The following is a 15,890-nucleotide window of genomic DNA, read 5'->3' as shown; positions in this document are numbered from 1 at the left end:
GTGGATGATAAGAATATGTTGATGATGTCTGTGAAGTGTAGGGCTGATTCTTTTAAGGATCACACCAGTATTACCTCTATTCTAGGAGGTTTGCTATGAGCTTCCGTTTTGGGTTTAAAGGTAATGCCACATTAATGATTTCTCATTGTGCTGGCATGATTGACTTGGTCGCCATGCCGCTGTGGGTTGGGGTGCTGGTGGCTTTTTATCAATTTGACAGCCAGGAAGCGGGAGGCTTAGTAACATTCTTCCTAGCGGGAGCTGTGTTAGCGAGCCTGACAGTCGCCCCTAAATTTAAACGTTTAAATCACCGTTTGGTGGCTGCATCTGGGTTTTTTGTTAGCGCTGTTTGTTTCTTTTTAGCCTCTAAAACCACTGTCTATTTAGAATTAGCGGCCTTACATGCAATGGGCGGCTTAAGCGCAAGCTGCGCACTGAGCATGGCGCATGGCACCATAGCCCGTTACGTAAACCCTCACAGATTATTTGCCATGGCCGGATTCGCTCTGGGGATTATGGGCTTTTTATTCATGGGAATCGCGCCCAAGGTTATTCAGTCTGTGGGCGGGCAATCACTGTTTACTATTTTTGGTGTAACCATGGTAATAGCAGGTGTCATGTGTGCATTATTTTTCCCAAGAATGGATTTAAATTCCAAAAATACCCAAGAGAAAGAGGGTGTAACGAGCCCGACTAGCGCTAAGATTCCTAGTTGTGTGTGGTATGGCGTTGTAGGCTTTAGCTTGATGGGTCTAACACAAGTGATGACCTTTGCGTTTATGGAGCGAGTGGGTCAAGAGCGCGATTTTGGCACCGATCGTATAACCATGGTGCTTATTGCTTTGGCGCTAATCAATATTATAGCCGCGGTTTGTGCGGGTATCTTTCAGCAAAAAATTTCGCCACGGATCGTCCTTTTTGTAATGCCTATTCTGCAGGTGATCTTGTCTAACATCATGATGAATGCCACCGGCTTTGTGTTTTATGCTGCATCGGCTGCTTTCTTTGTGGCTGCCTTGATTTTTGTGCACCCCTTTTTCTTTGGCCTAGTGGCTAAGTTGGATACATCGGGTAGAGCACTAGCAGCCACGCCCGCCATGATAATGTCTGGCGCTGCTATAGGGCCGGTTTTGGGCGGTACTATCGTTAAGTTAGTGGGTTATCACGGGATAGGAATAGCGGTAGCGGTACTCGGAACCATTACGCTAATCTGTTTTACGCGGTTCTTTGCGGGCCAAGCCAGTTCTACCAAGTCAGAGTTGGCGTTGGGAGGCAATTAAATATGAACATTGTTAACAAGTTAGTGCATAAGTATCTCGTACCTAACCGGCATCGTTTGTTGATAATTGCTTTGGGTATCTCTCTGCTGGGTCAGAATGAAGCGTCGATCGCTGCTGTTAAGGATGCAATCGAACGTCCTTCTGAAATATCCACACTAGGGCAACGTTCTGTACTGCTGGCTAGCGCGCATGTCGGTAAATCCTTGGTCGCTGTTGGGGAGCGGGGGTTTATTTTATTATCCGATGATCAAGCAAAGTCATGGCGCCAAGTACCTTCGCCGATCAGTGTGACATTAACCGGTGTGGCGTTTGCTGATGAACATACCGGTTACGCCATAGGTCATGGTGGGAGCGTTTTAGGAACCACCGATGGTGGTGAAAGCTGGAAGGTTCTGCTAAACGGTAACACGTTAGTTGAGTCTCTATTGACCGATGCCTTATTAAAGGATGATCAAGAAGCCGCTGAAACGGCTCGTTTTTTGATGGATGATGGCCCAGATAAGCCTTTCCTTGATGTGTTACTGATTAGCCCCGAGCACCTAGTGGTAGTGGGTGCGTATGGGTTCGCCTTTGAAAGTCTTGATGGTGGCCAAACATGGAATTCATGGATGTCCCGGATCGATAACCCGTTTGGTTTGCACTTATACAGTGTTCGTAAGCAAGGGAATCGGATATTGATCGCCGGTGAACAAGGTTTTGTGGCTCTATCCAATAATAATGGCGATTCTTTCGAAACCATTGAAACGCCTTATGAAGGTAGTTTTTTCACCGCTCAGCTACCAGATGCGAACCAAATAGTGCTTGCTGGTTTGCGAGGTAACACGCTTGTCTCAGAGGACAACGGTGCAAATTGGAAGCAGTTAATTAACCCTATACCGGCCACTATTACCGCCTCCTTAATTGACTCAGATGGACAGTTGGTATTTGCAAACCAGGCAGGGTTATTGCTTCGGTTAAAAAATTCGACCCTTGTCCCAGTGAATCAGAAACCTTTACCGCCTCTGACCTTTATCTTGGAAAAATCAGACGGCGATGTGCTTGCGCTAAGTATTAATGGCGCTATCTCTCTTGATTCAGGAAGTGCAAAATGAAGTATCAACCATCCCCCTCAACAGCAAGCACTGCTGAGTTTGATCCGCAAACCGGATCATTACTTGAAAGAGTTCTATTCAATAACCGGATAGTCGTTATTCTTATTTGTAGTTTGTTGACTGTTTTCTTCGCATGGCAGGCTACCAAGCTAACGATTAATGCCAGCTTTGAAAAAACGCTCCCGGAAAACCAAGAATACATACAAAACTATTTGACGTATGAGCAGGAATTAACTGGGTTAGGTAATGCGTTAAGGATAGCCGTGGTGAACCCTAAGGGTTCGATCTATCAGGCAGAGTACCTTGATATATTACGCCAAATGAGTGATGAAGTTTTTTTGTTGCCGGGCGTCGATCGTGTACAGATGAAGTCTTTATGGACTCCTTCGACACGTTGGATAGGTATAACAGAGCAAGGTCTTGATGGCGGGCCTGTTATTCCAGACGATTATGACGGATCGCCTGCCAGCCTTGATCAGCTAAAAAACAATGTAGCGCGCTCAGGTCAAATAGGGCAGCTAATCGCCGTTGATGGTCAATCAACGATCATCTATATGCCGCTTTTAGGTGAAGCCTCTACTGGCGAGCCGTTGGATTACGCTAAATACTCTGATCTTTTAGAAAACCTGAGAACTAAATACCAAGACAAAGGTGTAGAGGTTCATATTACCGGTTTCACTAAGGTAATGGGGGATTTGATCGAAGGGGTTGAGGCTGTACTCTCTTTCTTTGCTCTTGCCGTGCTTATCGCTACGGGTATGGTTTATTGGTACACACGCTGTGTTCGATCTACGTTGTTAGTTGTAGCGGCATCTATTTTAGCGGTGGTCTGGCAACTGGGTATCCTACCAACATTGGGTTATGTTTTAGACCCGTATTCTATCCTTGTCCCATTTTTAGTTTTTGCCATCGGAATGAGCCATGGCGCTCAAAAAATGAACGGCATAATGCAAGACATCGGACGCGGTTATAGCAAGCTTGTCGCCGCTCGTTTTACGTTTCGCCGTTTATTTTTGGCAGGTTTAACTGCGTTATTAGCCGATGCGGTTGGTTTTGCTGTATTACTGGTTATTGACATTAAAGTCATCCAAGAATTGGCTGTAGCTGCTTCAATTGGTGTGGCCGTTTTGGTGTTTACTAACCTTATTTTATTACCAATTTTGCTGTCATATGTGGGTGTGAGTCCTCGTGCTGCTAAACGCAGTGTTATTAATGAAAGTGCGGGCTACGATATAAAACAAGCACCAAAACTATGGGCTTTTTTAGATAAATTTACGCAACGTAAGTGGGCTATAGGGGCGCTTGTTGGAGGAGCCTTTCTCACCATTGGTGCCTTTGCACTTAGCACGCAACTGAAGATAGGCGATCTTGATCAGGGCGCGCCAGAGCTGAGAAAAGACAGCCGCTACAACAACGATGTCGCATTTATGAACGACCACTATGGTGCTTCAAGTGATGTGCTGGCCATCATGATTAAGACGCCTGATGGCGAGTGTTCTCAATACGAAACACTCAATAAAATTGACACATTAGAATGGCAGCTCAAACAATTGCCTGGCGTCGAATCTACTAACTCCTTAGCACTTTTATCACGACGGGTTTTGTCAGGGCTTAATGAAGGCAACCCTAAATGGTATGAGTTTTTACCTAACCAGAGCATGCTGAATTACATGACAGCTGGCGCGCCACGCGGTTTATATAATGACAGCTGCAATTTATTAACCTTGTATGTCTACTTACAAGATCACAAAGCAGATACATTAACCAATGTTGTTAATCATGTAGAGAATTTTGCTGCTCAAAATGATACCGATCAGGTTCAGTTCCTCTTAGCTGCCGGTAGTGCTGGTATTCAAGCAGCCACTAATATTTCAGTTAAAGCGGCCTGGTATCAAATGCTGTTCTTGGTATATGGCGCCGTTGGTTTACTGTCGTTTGTGACCTTTAGATCGATCAAGGCGGTTATTGTTGCAATCCTACCGCTGATGCTGACATCAATTATGGTTGAAGCGTTGATGGTGCAACTAGGGATGGGTGTAAAAGTTGCCACATTGCCCGTTATTGCTCTTGGTGTAGGTATCGGGATTGACTACGCCTTGTATATTTTGTCCATAACATTAGTCGGCCTAAGGGAAGGGCACAGTCTGTCCCAATCCTATTTGAAAGCACTGAACTTTACCGGAAAAGTGGTGATGTTAACCGGGGTGACGCTTTCGGTCGGTGTTATTACTTGGGTGTTCAGCCCGATTAAATTCCAAGCCGATATGGGGTTGCTACTGTCATTTATGTTCTTGTGGAACATGCTAGGTGCTTTGATCTTGCTGCCTGCCCTAGCGCATTTTCTTTTAAAACCTAATGTCATCAGCCAACCGGTTGAAGCTAAAAATGCAGTCACTGTATGAACGAGGTATCTGACCGTTACCCTCTTGGTAATCTTGAGGACTTAGAGGAAGGAGGTGCAAGAGGCTTTCTTACCAATGATGACGGCAACGATGTTTTTTTTGTTGTTAAGTCAGATGGACAGCTTTTTGGGTGGCGTAATGCATGTCCGCATATTAACGGGGCACCCATGGCATGGCGAAAAGATGCCTACATGAATAGTGCTAAAAGCTATGTATGTTGCCATGCACATGGAGCGTTGTTTGAACCTAAAACAGGGCTTTGTATTCAAGGCCCTTGTCTTGGACAACGGCTAAAAAAAATTGTTATTTGCGTTGATGCTGAGGGTAATGCTTCGGTTTCACGCACTGATTTAGAAAAGAATAAAAATTAATGGGAGTAAGCCTATGTCAGCTGTAAACAGCGTGTTGGTTATTGGTGGTGGTTTTTCCGGGATGTCGGCATCGATTAGTATGCGGCGCAATGGCTTTAAAGTGGATCTAGTGGAGATCGACCCTGAATGGTGTGAGCTAGGTGCTGGGATCACTATCAATGGTGCTACATTGCGTGCACTTGAAACGCTTGGCCTTTATGAAGAAGTTGTAAAAAAAGGTTGTGTCACTGATGGTGTAAGTATGCACTTAGCCCACGGGCCTTTATTAATGGAGCTACCTACCCCTAGCCCCGTAGGGTCTAGCGTTGGTGGAAGTGGGGGGATTTTTAGGCCAACACTGGCTCGAATCATGTCCGAGACGACCATCGCTTCTGGTGTAAATGTACGACTAGGGTGTACCTATAAAGAGATTACATTGACTAATGAGAGTGCCAAAGTCGAGTTTACGGATGGCACCTCTCAAGAATACGATTTAGTTGTTGGAGCGGATGGAGTTAACTCCGGCTTACGTAAAAAGTTTTTCCCGCAAGAACCCGAGCCAGAATACATTGGTCAAGGTGTTTGGCGAGCCATTATGCCGCGGCCACCAGAGATTAAGCGAGTCAATATGTGGATTGGTAACCACTTGAAGCTGGGTGTTAATCCCGTCTCAGATACCCACATGTATATGTTTATTACCGAAGACCGTCCTATCAAAGAGCGGATGGACCGCGCCACTTGGCCTGAAAGGTTTGCCAAGTTAATGGAAGAGTTTCCTAATCCCACGGTTCAATCACTTATACCTCATGCTTATGAAGAAACAGCGAATATTGATTACCGCCCGTTAGCTAATGTGCTGGTAAAAGATTCCTGGAACCGTGGGCGTCTAGTCATGATTGGAGATACGGTTGCTGCTACTACACCACATTTGGCTTCGGGTGCTGGTATTGGTATCGAAAGTGGAATCGTGCTCGCAGAAGAATTGATAAAAACAAATGAGCTTGATACGGCTCTAGACAACTTTTTTAAGCGTCGTTGGGAGCGCTGCCGATTAGTGGTTGAAAACTCAGCTCAACTTTCTCGCATAGAGATACATGGAGGTGATAAGGAAGAGCACTCTAATATCATGAAAGAGTCTCTTATCGCGCTGAGCCAACCTATCTAGCATCCTTTGGGCAGCGTGATTCCTGATCCGAGATCGCTGCTTTTTTTTATTTTTAAGAGGCTGGTTTATGAGCTTTCCTGACATTTACCGAGTGGTCACTGGGCATGATGAGAATGGCCACGCGGTTATTATTGATAATAGCCCTTTAAAAACGGTTGTAGACCTTGAGGCGGTTCCCGGCACTCGTTTTCATGAAGTGTGGAATACCAGTAAGACTCCAGCGCCGATTAGTGCCACTGAAGTCGATCCCACGCTAGGGGATGTTGTATTGCCGCCCCCACAAGAAGGTACGCGTATTCGATTTGTTGATATTCCACCGGACACGCAAGAGTACTTACAGCACGGCCACGAAAAAATGAAAGATATGTTTTCGAGTGTGGGTGATGAAAACCTTTCAACTGTCAAAAACGATTCCCCGCATCCTCTGATGCATCGCACGGAATCAGTTGATTACGGCATCGTGATAGAAGGCGAGTTAACACTCATTGTTGATAAAGATGAAGCCGTCTTAAAGCCGGGTAGTGTTGTTGTTCAAAGAGGAACCAATCATGCCTGGGCTAATCGCTCTGGAAAGATGTGCCGTATTTTGTTCATTCTAGTAGGTGGGCAATATGACGACCAACTAGCTAAAGCTATCGCATAAATCAGGTTTATCGGAACAAGGAGATTACATGAAATTTGCAACATTACCTGATGGTACATTAGATGGTCGTTTACATTTAGTTTCTAACGATTTACGTAAGGCTGTCGATGCTTCAGCCATCGCCCCTAACTTATTAACGGCTGTTCAAAACTGGCAAGCCGTAGAGGCAGACTTACAAGCTTTATATCAACAGTTGAATGATGGCCTGCTAACCAATGCATTTGATTTTGAGCCCTCAGTTTGTAGCGCGCCTTTACCGAGAAGCCCTCAGTGGCTGGACGCTTCAGCGTTTTTAAATCACGGTAAATTAATGGAAGAAGCGTTTAATACAGACCCTATTGCCGACTTCGATACAATTCCGGTTATGTATCAAGGAGCCAGCGATGATTTTCAGGGGCCAACCGTTGATATCCCAATGCCGAGCGAGGCTGACGGAATTGATTTTGAAGGGGAGTTTGGTGTCGTGATGGCCGAAGTTCCCATGTCTGCTTCTGTTGAGCAGGCGGCCCAAGCCATACGATTAATTGTTCAAATTAACGATTGGAGCCTGCGAGCATTAGGCCCCCGAGAAATGAACTCGGGCTTTGGTTTTTTACAGGCTAAGCCTTCGTCAAGTTTTGCACCAATAGCCGTAACACCGGATGAGTTAGGTGCCGCTTGGGAAAATGGCCGTGTCAATATGCACCTGAACGTGACTTGGAACGATGAGCGTTTTGGCGAGCCTCATGCCAGCGAAATGAACTTTTCGTTTCCTGAGTTAATAGCGCATGCGGCAAGAAGTCGGAAACTGACCGCTGGCTGCATACTAGGCTCTGGTACCGTATCTAATAAATCAAGAGCGGCGGGTTCTGCATGTATTGCTGAGCGACGAGTCATTGAAAAAATTGACTTAGGCGACATCAAAACACAATTTATGCGCTTTGGTGACAAGGTGAGAATGCAAGCGGTGTTCGATGACGGCCGTGAAGGCCCTTTTGGTGTGATAGAGCAAAAAGTTGTGCCCAACACCTCCGTTTAAAAAGAGTAAAAAGGGCACATCATGCATGTTGTAATCACTGGTGCTAATGGGTTTGTTGGTCAAGCGTTGACCAACTACCTGCTTTCTATGCCCCCTTCGCTTAAACGCGAAGGGGAGGTAAAAGCCGTTTCTGAACTGACGTTGATCGATCGCCACTTTGATAGCGCATTCCCCTCAAAGCCGGTAAAGAAAAACGTAACCATAGCAATGCACAGCGGCGACTTGGCTGATCAGACATGGTTGTCTGAGCTTCTTAAACAGTCATCCATAGATGTTATTTTTCATCTGGCCAGTATTCCCGGTGGTATGGCAGAACAGAATGAAGCGCTGGCGCGTCAAGTAAATATTGATGCCACTATCACACTGCTAGAGGCCTGCAAAAGGCAGACGCTGGCAGGTCAGGGTAAACCTAGGTTGGTGTTTGCCAGTAGTATTGCTGTGTTTGGTCAACTGCCTGACCGAGTTACTGATGCCACTCCACTCAACCCGCAATTGAGTTACGGCGCTCATAAGGTGGTAGGTGAAGTGATGATTAGTGACTTTAGTCGCCGAGGCTGGGTGGATGGTCGCTCTCTGCGTTTGCCTGGTGTTTTGGCTCGTCCACCTGCAGAAACGGGGCAGCTGTCAGCTTTTCTGAGTGACATCATTAGGCAAGTCTCACAAGGGCACGCATTTGTCTGTCCGATGTCTCCCGAGGCAAAAACGTGGGCATCGTCATTACCGAATGTGGTCGAAAATTTGATGCATGCGGCCGTCGTAGAAGAGAGCAAAATGGAGGCAGGGAGGACATTTACCCTACCAACGCTTTGTTTTAGTATGGCTGAGTTAGTATCAGCAATAGGCTCGGTTTACCAGCAAAAGGCGCATGAACTGGTGCGTTACGATGTTGATCCTATGATCGAGCAATTATTCGGTTGCTTCCCACCCCTAGAAACCCCATTGGCAGACTCTGCAGGGTTTCAGCATGATGGAAGTCTTAATAAGCTGGTCGAACGTGCTTTACCGTAAGTTATTGTTGCGCCATGGTCGCAGTTAAGCGGTTGCTAACAGAGCAATTAGCGACATATAGAGGCGACCAAAAAGCTCTGTTCATAAATTATGTGGCAATACTTTTGTTTAGGTTATAGGTCTATGGTCAATGAATCACTCAATGCACGTGAGCAGCAGGGCGTGAATTGATTATTTTTCGACTTCTCATCAGCTGTTAAGAACTCGTCTCTATGGTCTGGCTGACCTTCGATGACGGTGGTCAAGCAAGCACCACATATCCCCATTTCGCAGGACATGTCGATATCAACGCCGGCATCCTCTATGGCTTCAAGTGCGCTTTGATGGACATCTACATCGATTTCGATGCCCGAGCGACTTAGAATTAGTTTGAAGGGCTTGTCACCTGATTCAGTTGGTTTTGGCTGCGCTTGAAAGACTTCTTTATGCAGGTTTTCAGTTTTCCAATGTAAATTCTGGGCGGTGCTAAAAATATAATCCATATATCCGCCAGGGCCGCACGTATATAAATGGGTATTATCTGTGAAGGAGGCTAAGGCGCTTTCAACGCTATGGCCTTTGGCTTCTGGTACGCCGTCGAAGTAAAAAAATACCTTAGAAGAGAATGGCGAACTTGATAATTGTTGATAAAAAGCGGTGTCTTGCTTTGAGCGGGTATGGTAATGAAGTTCAAAATCTACCCCTAAACTATCTAGCTCTATTGCCATAGACATAATAGGGGTAATACCGATACCGCCAGCGAATAACATGACTTTGTCACTGTTCACATTTAGTGGGAAAAGGTTGCGAGGGGCTGAAATAGTCAGCCGGTCACCTACATTGAAATTTTTATGTAGCGCGACAGAGCCGCCTCGGGAGTTAGCATCATTTAAGACGGCAATCTTATAAAACTCATTGGAGCGCGAATGGTTAATTAAAGAGTATTGGCGGGTAAAGGCGTCGGATATGTGCACATCTATATGGCTACCTGTTTCAAACAAAGGCATGGCTTGGCCATCGGCTCGCACAAGCTCAAAACTCGCAATATTCGGTGTTTCTTGTATTTTATTTTGAATAATAACTTCAAACATAATAATGGATTCCTTTCTTTCTCTTGTTGTCTTAAACCGCGTTAAGGCAACGTAAAAAAGAGTACACAGGTAAAAAAGGATACATAAAGTGCAGCAACGGTTAACCAGCCTCTAAGGGCTAGCTAACCGATGTGTTATTCGTTACAGAAAGTGTACTGGTACTTTATTGTGTCGGGTTCTCTGCAGAGAGCATTGCTTCAACTCTTCTGCGGACCTGCACAGCGGGTTTGTCCGCTGCCACTAATAACTCTCTTTGTTGCTGCACAGCAAACTCAAGTCTTTCTTCAACTGCGTTGATGGCGACTACATCTTGGCCTCGGATTTTTTTATCGGCCGCCAGTTGGAAGTTATCAAGTGCCTCATCAGAAAGTCTGAAATTACGGGTAGAAAATCCAAAGTAATGTGTCGTTGTTTCTGTTTCTGGTGTTATTCCATGGAGAATCATTAACGTGCCTAGCTCTTTAGGTACGTCATCTCGTCCTGGAATGGCGGTTATAATCGGAAGGCTGGTAGAAATAAATTCGGGACCGTAAAAATCGCTTCTAATTTGAAAATCGCACAGCCCTTCAAATTCTGCTTTTGGCCCAAATACCATCTTGAAGTAGTCGTTCCAGGGGGCTTTACCATTGCGTAAAACGCGGTAACTTTTTTCATGTTCTTCAGTGACCAAAGGAATTTTAGCCATCGCGTCTTTACCATCAATGTGATGATGCACGTAAGGTAAATGGGTGAGATCCATTAAGTTATCGACTAAAAGCTGTGATCTACCTTCTAAGTGAAAATAGTTGGGCGAATGGAAGTCCCAGCCGGGTTGGTCTAAGCCAAAATCTTCATAAGGCGGGATTAAATCTAAGTCACATTTATCGTCATCTCCCATCCAAATCCAGCAGATAGGCCCGCGCTCTACTAATTTGTAAACAGGCTGACAAATTTTACCGGTCACCTTGTCTTGAGATGGAATGTCGATGCAGTCGCCGTTGTCGGCAAATTTGAAACCGTGATAGCCACATACGATTGAATCACCCTCTACACGGCCCTGTACTAGAGGTAAGTAACGGTGAGGGCATAAGCCATACATTGCTACGGGATCCCCATTTTCTTTCCGATACATGACCACAGGTTTATTTAACAGGGTTCGTTCCATTGGTTCACGTGTGATCTCGTCAGAGAAGGCGGCCATATACCAACGATTACGCACGATGGAGCTTTTAAAATTAAATGGATACATGATTATACTTTTCCTTTTATTTTTTTTGTCGTTGTTGCTGTACTTCTGGTGCACAAGCTTCACAAGTACAGTTTTCTTGTCTTTTTTGGCTAAAGGTTGAGAGATAAGCGTTGAGGAGTGTAATGATTACATCGCCACACGCTGATCTATCAGCAATTAGCTAAATCACATGCCATCACTGCAATATAACAATGCAATTTGCTAGGCACCAATCCTTAGCAGCGTTGGTAGGTATCGTTAAAATAGATGCTATAAAGATGGCTGGACTTTCCATTTTTAATGGGCCGCGGGGCTACAGTGTAAAATTAAGATCTATTAATTGATGATTTGAATCTCTAAAATAGATTACTTAATACGATAAATAACTATAAAAATAATGGCGGGTTGGTTATGCGATTTAAAGGCCTGGACTTAAACTTGTTGGTTGCATTAGATGCGTTGATAAGTGAGCGAAATATCACGCGAGCGGGTGAGCGTATTCATTTAAGCCAGTCGGGTATGAGCTCGGCGGTCTCACGCTTACGTCAATATTTTAATGATGAGCTCTTTGTGCTTGTGGGGCGTGATCTTGTTCCTACACCTTTAGCAGAGTCTTTATCTAAGTCTGTACGACGTATTCTTATTGATATGGAAAATACCATTATTAATAAGCCTCAATTTGACCCTAAAACTGATGATCGTTGCTACAGAGTGATCGCATCTGAGCTAACCACAATGGTGCTCATGCCAAGTGTTGTTAGTCGATTGGCTCAGGAGTCCCCGCACCTTCGATTAGAAATCCTTACCACGGGTAACGAAGATTTATTGGATAAAGGGGATATTGATCTGATGTTTATTCCTAGGCAGTTCGTGACGAAAGGCCACCCATACGACGAAATTTATCAAGAAGGTTATAAATGTATTTGTTGGGAAGGTAATACAACAATCACAGATAAACTGACCTTTGAAGACTACCAATCTGCTGGCCACGTAGCGGTAAATTACGGTAAAAATCATGCTCCAGCATTTGATGGTTGGTTTATGGGAAACTACGGGGTCAGTAGGCGAGTTGAAATCACTACATCAAACCTGTTGGCGCCGCCTATGTTGATTATTGGCACCCAGCGTATTGCCACAGTTCATAGCCGGTTAGCCGATATTGTTAGCCAGTCGATGCCAATTAGGGTGCTTGAGCCGCCGATGGAAATCCCTCTATTAACTCAAACAATGCAATACCATAGGGACCGAGAAAATGATGAAGGCCTACGTTGGCTGCGAGCATTAATTGCCGATGTCGCTTTGACTATTTAACGCTCGGATAACCCATTTTTGTAAATTGACATCCAGTACAATACCGGTTGGTTTCGGTAAGTGTTGCGGCAATACTAGTGCGGTGGTAGTTCTTTTGCAGCCAGCTGTAATTGTTCGGTTAACCATTGAAGTCCAGGGTCTGAGTCTCTAACGGTATGCCATTGCACGCCTTCCACTAAGTCTGGGAATGGCTCCCACGTTTCGTGTAACTGAATAGGGTATAGCTTGGCAAAGTGGTGCGCATAACGTCTATGCATGGTAGCGAGTCTTTGGGTTCCTACAATGACTTGGCAGAGACCTCCAAACTCTAAGAGCTGAACTTCTACTCGACGTTTCCAACCGCTTTTATCGATATAATAATCAGCAACAGAGGGTCTGCGCTCTGGGCCAAAGGTGGCAATGGCATGTCCACATGATAAAAAAGTTTCTTTGTCTATCTTGGTAAACCCCGCCCCTTTCCAGCTGATAATGACTTCGTCATCGCGCCATAACTCCACAAAGGTATGGTCGGGTAAAGCAAGCTTATCAACGGTTAAAAGCAGGTCTATTTCAGCGCGATCAAAGCGCTCATTGGCTTGCTCGCTAGGTGGGATAATTTCGAAAGTAACAGCAGGAGCGAGTGTTGCCGCTTTCACAATTACATCAGCCAAGAGTGTTGTGTAGGCATAGTCAGACGCGGCGATTACAAAATGGCGAGCAGTCGTAGCTGGATCAAAGCTTCCTGCACGCGTGATCTCGCCACGAATATGTAGTAAAGCTTTGCGCACAGGCTCTGCGAGCGCCTCGGCTTTAGGGGTAAGGAACATTCGACGACCGCGTTGCACCAAAAGTTCGTCTTCGAAATATTCGCGGAGTCTTTTTAGCGCACCAGTAACGGCTGGTTGGCTGAGATGAATGCGCCTCGCCGCTGCTGAAACATGCCGCTCTTCAATTAAAGCCTCTAAGGCAACTAATAAGTTTAAATCTAAGCCGTCGAATCTCATATAGCATAAGTAACTTGTTGAATTATTTTAGCCAAGCTATCAGCCACACTTATTGATTACAAGGTTAATTCTGATTGGACGTCTGCAAACCTAAGTGGGAAATTAGTTGAATGACTAATAATTATTATAAATAGGTTTAACGCATGGGTATTAATTGTTGTACCAATAAGAATCTTATACAAGTAAACCAGAAGGGAAAGCATTTGGTGGTTGATATTCATTGCCACCTCAATGTTCCTGCGGCAGATAAAATTGTTCAAGAAAAATACCCCGGCCCACCACCGGGTATTCATGAATTTTCGAATGATAAATCCAATGAAGTTAACCGTGCGCAATTTTGTGAAATTGGTGCCACATTAAATAATATTAATTTACGCCTTAAGGATATGGATAAGCTTGGTATTGATGTTCAAGTTATATCGCCTAATCCTGGGCAATATTTCTATTACACCGATCCTGAAACGGGTTTAGCTGCTTCTCAAACTATCAACAACGGTATCGCAGATGCGGTTGCCTCTAACCCGGAGCGGTTTGTTGGTATGGGCACGGTTCCTATGCAAGACATCGACTTGGCTATTACTGAAATGCGCCGGTGTGCAAGTGAGCTTAACTTACGTGGGATCGAAATAAGCACGAATGTAAATGGTAAAGACTTGCATGATGAAGTGCTTCAGCCTTTTTTTGCTGAAGCAGAAGCGCTGGGTATTTTGCTGTTTATACACCCGCTAGGCTTTACGCACGCGCACCGCATGAAAGAGTATTACTTCAATAATCTTATCGGTAACCCGCTTGAATCCACACTCGCCGTTAGTCATTTAATATTTGGAGGCGTTCTTGATCGATATCCCGGCCTAAAAATTTGTGTTGCCCATGGCGGCGGTTATATCCCCGGCTATTGGGGGCGTATGGATCATGGGTGGCGTGCGCGGGCTGACTGTAGTGAACACTGCCAGCACCTTCCTTCCAGTTATTTACGCAAACTTTGGTTTGATACGTTAGTGTTTGATAAAGAGCAGCTAGCCTCATTGGTGCGCACACACGGATCTGATCGTCTGTGCTTAGGAAGTGATTACCCATTTGATATGGCAGAGCCTGACCCCGTGGCCTTTCATGACCAGCTCGATGAAGCGGATAAAGCTAAGGTCATGGGCTTGAATGCCGCAGAACTCTTGGGGATTGAGGTGAAGTTGTAGTGCAAAGACGGCACAAGAGCACGGGTGTTATCTCTTACCTATAAGTATCACTTATACATAAATGGATTTTATTTCATTAGACGCTGATAGATTAAAGGCCTATCGTATTTTGAAATTCAATCAATGAACGCCCTAATAGGCGCGTCTATGCAATTTTTAATAAAGCGAACATAATAATAAACGTTAAGGAGAAAGCTCCGTATGCGACTTAAAAGCCCTCACCATGTTACGTTTCAAGTACCAGACTTAGACCAAACCGAGTCATTTGCACAAGACTTTGGTTTGCTGACGGTAGAGAAAACAGAAGACCGATTAATTATGCGAACTGGCGGAGGCGATGCATATGCCTACATTGCCGAAAAAGCACATGAGCCAAAGTTTTTAGGGTTAGCGTTTGAAGTTGAGTCCAAAGAGGATCTCGACATTGCCGTCACTAAACATGGCGCCACACCTGTTCGCGAATTAACTACGCCCGGCGGCGGGTTGGCTGTCACGTTAACTGATCCCAATGGCTTTAAGATTGATTTGGTTTTTGGTGTAGAGCGCGTCAATAAAGAAGAAGCTTACAAGCATTTAGAAATGAATGCTCCCGGTCAATATACCCGAGAAGGCCGCTTTGAGCCGAAACGTCCAATGGGACCGGCCAAGCTATTTCGTCTTGGACACGTAGGCTTATTTATTCCAAGTTTTGTTGAAACACTGCCTTTTTACAAAGATGTGTTAGGCCTTATCCCAAGTGATGTTTACCACATCCCAGGTCAGCCGCAAGCTCAAATTGTTGGTTTTTGCCGCCTCGACCGTGGAGAGGAACTCGTTGATCATCATGTGATTGCGCTTATGCAAAGTCAAACAGGCGAGACGGCTTGCCACCACATTAGTTTTGAAGCGCAAGACTTTGAAGCGCAGTTCATGACTCATCGTTATTTGGAATCAAAAGATTATGAGTTGGTGTGGGGAGTTGGGCGTCATCCGCACGGTAGTCATATTTTTGATGTGTGGCGTGACCCTAACCGTAATCGCTTCGAAACCTTTTCCGATACCGATTTGTTAAAAGCTAGTGATGGCTCGCGTGTACACAATATTGCTGAAGTTGAGATGGATGTGTGGAGTTCTGATCCTCCGGATCGTTATTTCGCATAAACACTCCATCCAACTTGGCATAGATAATT

General features: G+C 45.0%; 14 protein-coding genes. 11 read left to right on the top strand and 3 right to left on the bottom strand.

All coding sequences use genetic code 11. The annotated features are described in order from the left end of the window. The first annotated feature begins 95 nt into the window (after positions 1 to 95). From BS617_RS11525 to BS617_RS11490, 8 genes are all read left to right on the top strand, one after another. Entirely contained in the window at positions 96 to 1,280 is a 1,185-nt protein-coding gene (locus tag BS617_RS11525) for an MFS transporter (RefSeq protein ID WP_075172944.1), read from the top strand. A gap of 2 nt (positions 1,281 to 1,282) precedes the next feature. Then, a complete protein-coding gene (locus BS617_RS11520) occupies positions 1,283 to 2,371 on the top strand; it encodes a WD40/YVTN/BNR-like repeat-containing protein (RefSeq protein WP_075172943.1) in 1,089 nt (362 codons plus the stop codon). Next, entirely contained in the window at positions 2,368 to 4,773 is a 2,406-nt protein-coding gene (locus tag BS617_RS11515; RefSeq protein WP_075172942.1) for an efflux RND transporter permease subunit, read from the top strand. The genes BS617_RS11520 and BS617_RS11515 overlap by 4 nt, the downstream gene beginning before the upstream one ends. Beyond that, the gene (locus BS617_RS11510) at positions 4,770 to 5,144 is read left to right on the top strand and encodes a Rieske (2Fe-2S) protein (RefSeq protein ID WP_075172941.1); all 375 of its coding nucleotides are present in this window, start codon (positions 4,770 to 4,772) and stop codon (positions 5,142 to 5,144) included. The genes BS617_RS11515 and BS617_RS11510 overlap by 4 nt, the downstream gene beginning before the upstream one ends. A 13-nt stretch (positions 5,145 to 5,157) precedes the next feature. Further along, positions 5,158 to 6,288, top strand: a complete 1,131-nt coding sequence (locus tag BS617_RS11505) for an FAD-dependent oxidoreductase (RefSeq protein ID WP_075172940.1) — start codon at positions 5,158 to 5,160, stop codon at positions 6,286 to 6,288. Between the two features lie 67 nt (positions 6,289 to 6,355). Next, the gene (locus tag BS617_RS11500; RefSeq protein ID WP_075172939.1) at positions 6,356 to 6,931 is read left to right on the top strand and encodes a cupin domain-containing protein; all 576 of its coding nucleotides are present in this window, start codon (positions 6,356 to 6,358) and stop codon (positions 6,929 to 6,931) included. 28 nt (positions 6,932 to 6,959) lie between these two features. Beyond that, positions 6,960 to 7,949: a fumarylacetoacetate hydrolase family protein gene (locus BS617_RS11495; RefSeq protein WP_075172938.1), complete on the top strand. Its 990-nt coding sequence runs from the start codon at positions 6,960 to 6,962 to the stop codon at positions 7,947 to 7,949. A 21-nt stretch (positions 7,950 to 7,970) separates the two neighbouring features. Then, on the top strand, positions 7,971 to 8,957 hold the full coding sequence (locus BS617_RS11490; RefSeq protein WP_075172937.1) for an NAD-dependent epimerase/dehydratase family protein: 987 nt from the start codon (positions 7,971 to 7,973) through the stop codon (positions 8,955 to 8,957). 113 nt (positions 8,958 to 9,070) lie between these two features. Here BS617_RS11490 and BS617_RS11485 read toward each other — a convergent pair whose 3' ends face one another. Beyond that, complete coding sequence (locus tag BS617_RS11485; RefSeq protein ID WP_075172936.1) at positions 9,071 to 10,027, bottom strand: PDR/VanB family oxidoreductase; 957 nt, start codon at positions 10,025 to 10,027, stop codon at positions 9,071 to 9,073. Positions 10,028 to 10,190: 163 nt separating this feature from the next. Next, positions 10,191 to 11,255 carry an aromatic ring-hydroxylating oxygenase subunit alpha gene (locus BS617_RS11480; protein ID WP_075172935.1) on the bottom strand — a complete coding sequence of 355 codons (1,065 nt, stop codon included), beginning with the start codon at positions 11,253 to 11,255 and terminating at the stop codon, positions 10,191 to 10,193. A 390-nt stretch (positions 11,256 to 11,645) separates the two neighbouring features. On the opposite strand from BS617_RS11480, the gene BS617_RS11475 reads away from it, so the two are divergent. After that, positions 11,646 to 12,545 (top strand): LysR substrate-binding domain-containing protein, encoded by a 900-nt coding sequence (locus BS617_RS11475; RefSeq protein ID WP_075172934.1) that lies wholly within the window; start codon positions 11,646 to 11,648, stop codon positions 12,543 to 12,545. Positions 12,546 to 12,619: 74 nt separating this feature from the next. On the opposite strand, the gene BS617_RS11470 is transcribed toward BS617_RS11475, so the two are convergent. Then, positions 12,620 to 13,528: a LysR family transcriptional regulator gene (locus tag BS617_RS11470; RefSeq protein WP_075172933.1), complete on the bottom strand. Its 909-nt coding sequence runs from the start codon at positions 13,526 to 13,528 to the stop codon at positions 12,620 to 12,622. Between the two features lie 143 nt (positions 13,529 to 13,671). On the opposite strand from BS617_RS11470, the gene BS617_RS11465 reads away from it, so the two are divergent. Together BS617_RS11465 and BS617_RS11460 are read left to right on the top strand one after the other, a co-directional pair. After that, positions 13,672 to 14,721 carry an amidohydrolase family protein gene (locus BS617_RS11465; protein ID WP_075172932.1) on the top strand — a complete coding sequence of 350 codons (1,050 nt, stop codon included), beginning with the start codon at positions 13,672 to 13,674 and terminating at the stop codon, positions 14,719 to 14,721. A gap of 201 nt (positions 14,722 to 14,922) precedes the next feature. Next, positions 14,923 to 15,861, top strand: a complete 939-nt coding sequence (locus tag BS617_RS11460) for a VOC family protein (protein WP_075172931.1) — start codon at positions 14,923 to 14,925, stop codon at positions 15,859 to 15,861. The last annotated feature ends 29 nt before the right edge of the window (positions 15,862 to 15,890 follow it).

This window comes from Neptunomonas phycophila (assembly GCF_001922575.1).
Lineage (GTDB): Bacteria > Pseudomonadota > Gammaproteobacteria > Pseudomonadales > Balneatricaceae > Neptunomonas > Neptunomonas phycophila.
Note: the sequence above shows the minus strand (reverse complement) of the source record. Positions and strands in the feature narration are given on the sequence as shown.

What these genes read in the sequence shown, in the direction of transcription:
- BS617_RS11460 (WP_075172931.1), top strand. Translation starts at nt 14,923, where the DNA reads ATGCGACTTAAAAGCCCTCACCATGTTACGTTTCAAGTACCAGACTTA.
- BS617_RS11485 (WP_075172936.1), bottom strand. Translation starts at nt 10,027, where the DNA reads ATGTTTGAAGTTATTATTCAAAATAAAATACAAGAAACACCGAATATT.
- BS617_RS11500 (WP_075172939.1), top strand. Translation starts at nt 6,356, where the DNA reads ATGAGCTTTCCTGACATTTACCGAGTGGTCACTGGGCATGATGAGAAT.
- BS617_RS11480 (WP_075172935.1), bottom strand. Translation starts at nt 11,255, where the DNA reads ATGTATCCATTTAATTTTAAAAGCTCCATCGTGCGTAATCGTTGGTAT.
- BS617_RS11495 (WP_075172938.1), top strand. Translation starts at nt 6,960, where the DNA reads ATGAAATTTGCAACATTACCTGATGGTACATTAGATGGTCGTTTACAT.
- BS617_RS11520 (WP_075172943.1), top strand. Translation starts at nt 1,283, where the DNA reads ATGAACATTGTTAACAAGTTAGTGCATAAGTATCTCGTACCTAACCGG.
- BS617_RS11525 (WP_075172944.1), top strand. Translation starts at nt 96, where the DNA reads ATGAGCTTCCGTTTTGGGTTTAAAGGTAATGCCACATTAATGATTTCT.
- BS617_RS11515 (WP_075172942.1), top strand. Translation starts at nt 2,368, where the DNA reads ATGAAGTATCAACCATCCCCCTCAACAGCAAGCACTGCTGAGTTTGAT.
- BS617_RS11475 (WP_075172934.1), top strand. Translation starts at nt 11,646, where the DNA reads ATGCGATTTAAAGGCCTGGACTTAAACTTGTTGGTTGCATTAGATGCG.
- BS617_RS11470 (WP_075172933.1), bottom strand. Translation starts at nt 13,528, where the DNA reads ATGAGATTCGACGGCTTAGATTTAAACTTATTAGTTGCCTTAGAGGCT.
- BS617_RS11490 (WP_075172937.1), top strand. Translation starts at nt 7,971, where the DNA reads ATGCATGTTGTAATCACTGGTGCTAATGGGTTTGTTGGTCAAGCGTTG.
- BS617_RS11465 (WP_075172932.1), top strand. Translation starts at nt 13,672, where the DNA reads ATGGGTATTAATTGTTGTACCAATAAGAATCTTATACAAGTAAACCAG.
- BS617_RS11510 (WP_075172941.1), top strand. Translation starts at nt 4,770, where the DNA reads ATGAACGAGGTATCTGACCGTTACCCTCTTGGTAATCTTGAGGACTTA.
- BS617_RS11505 (WP_075172940.1), top strand. Translation starts at nt 5,158, where the DNA reads ATGTCAGCTGTAAACAGCGTGTTGGTTATTGGTGGTGGTTTTTCCGGG.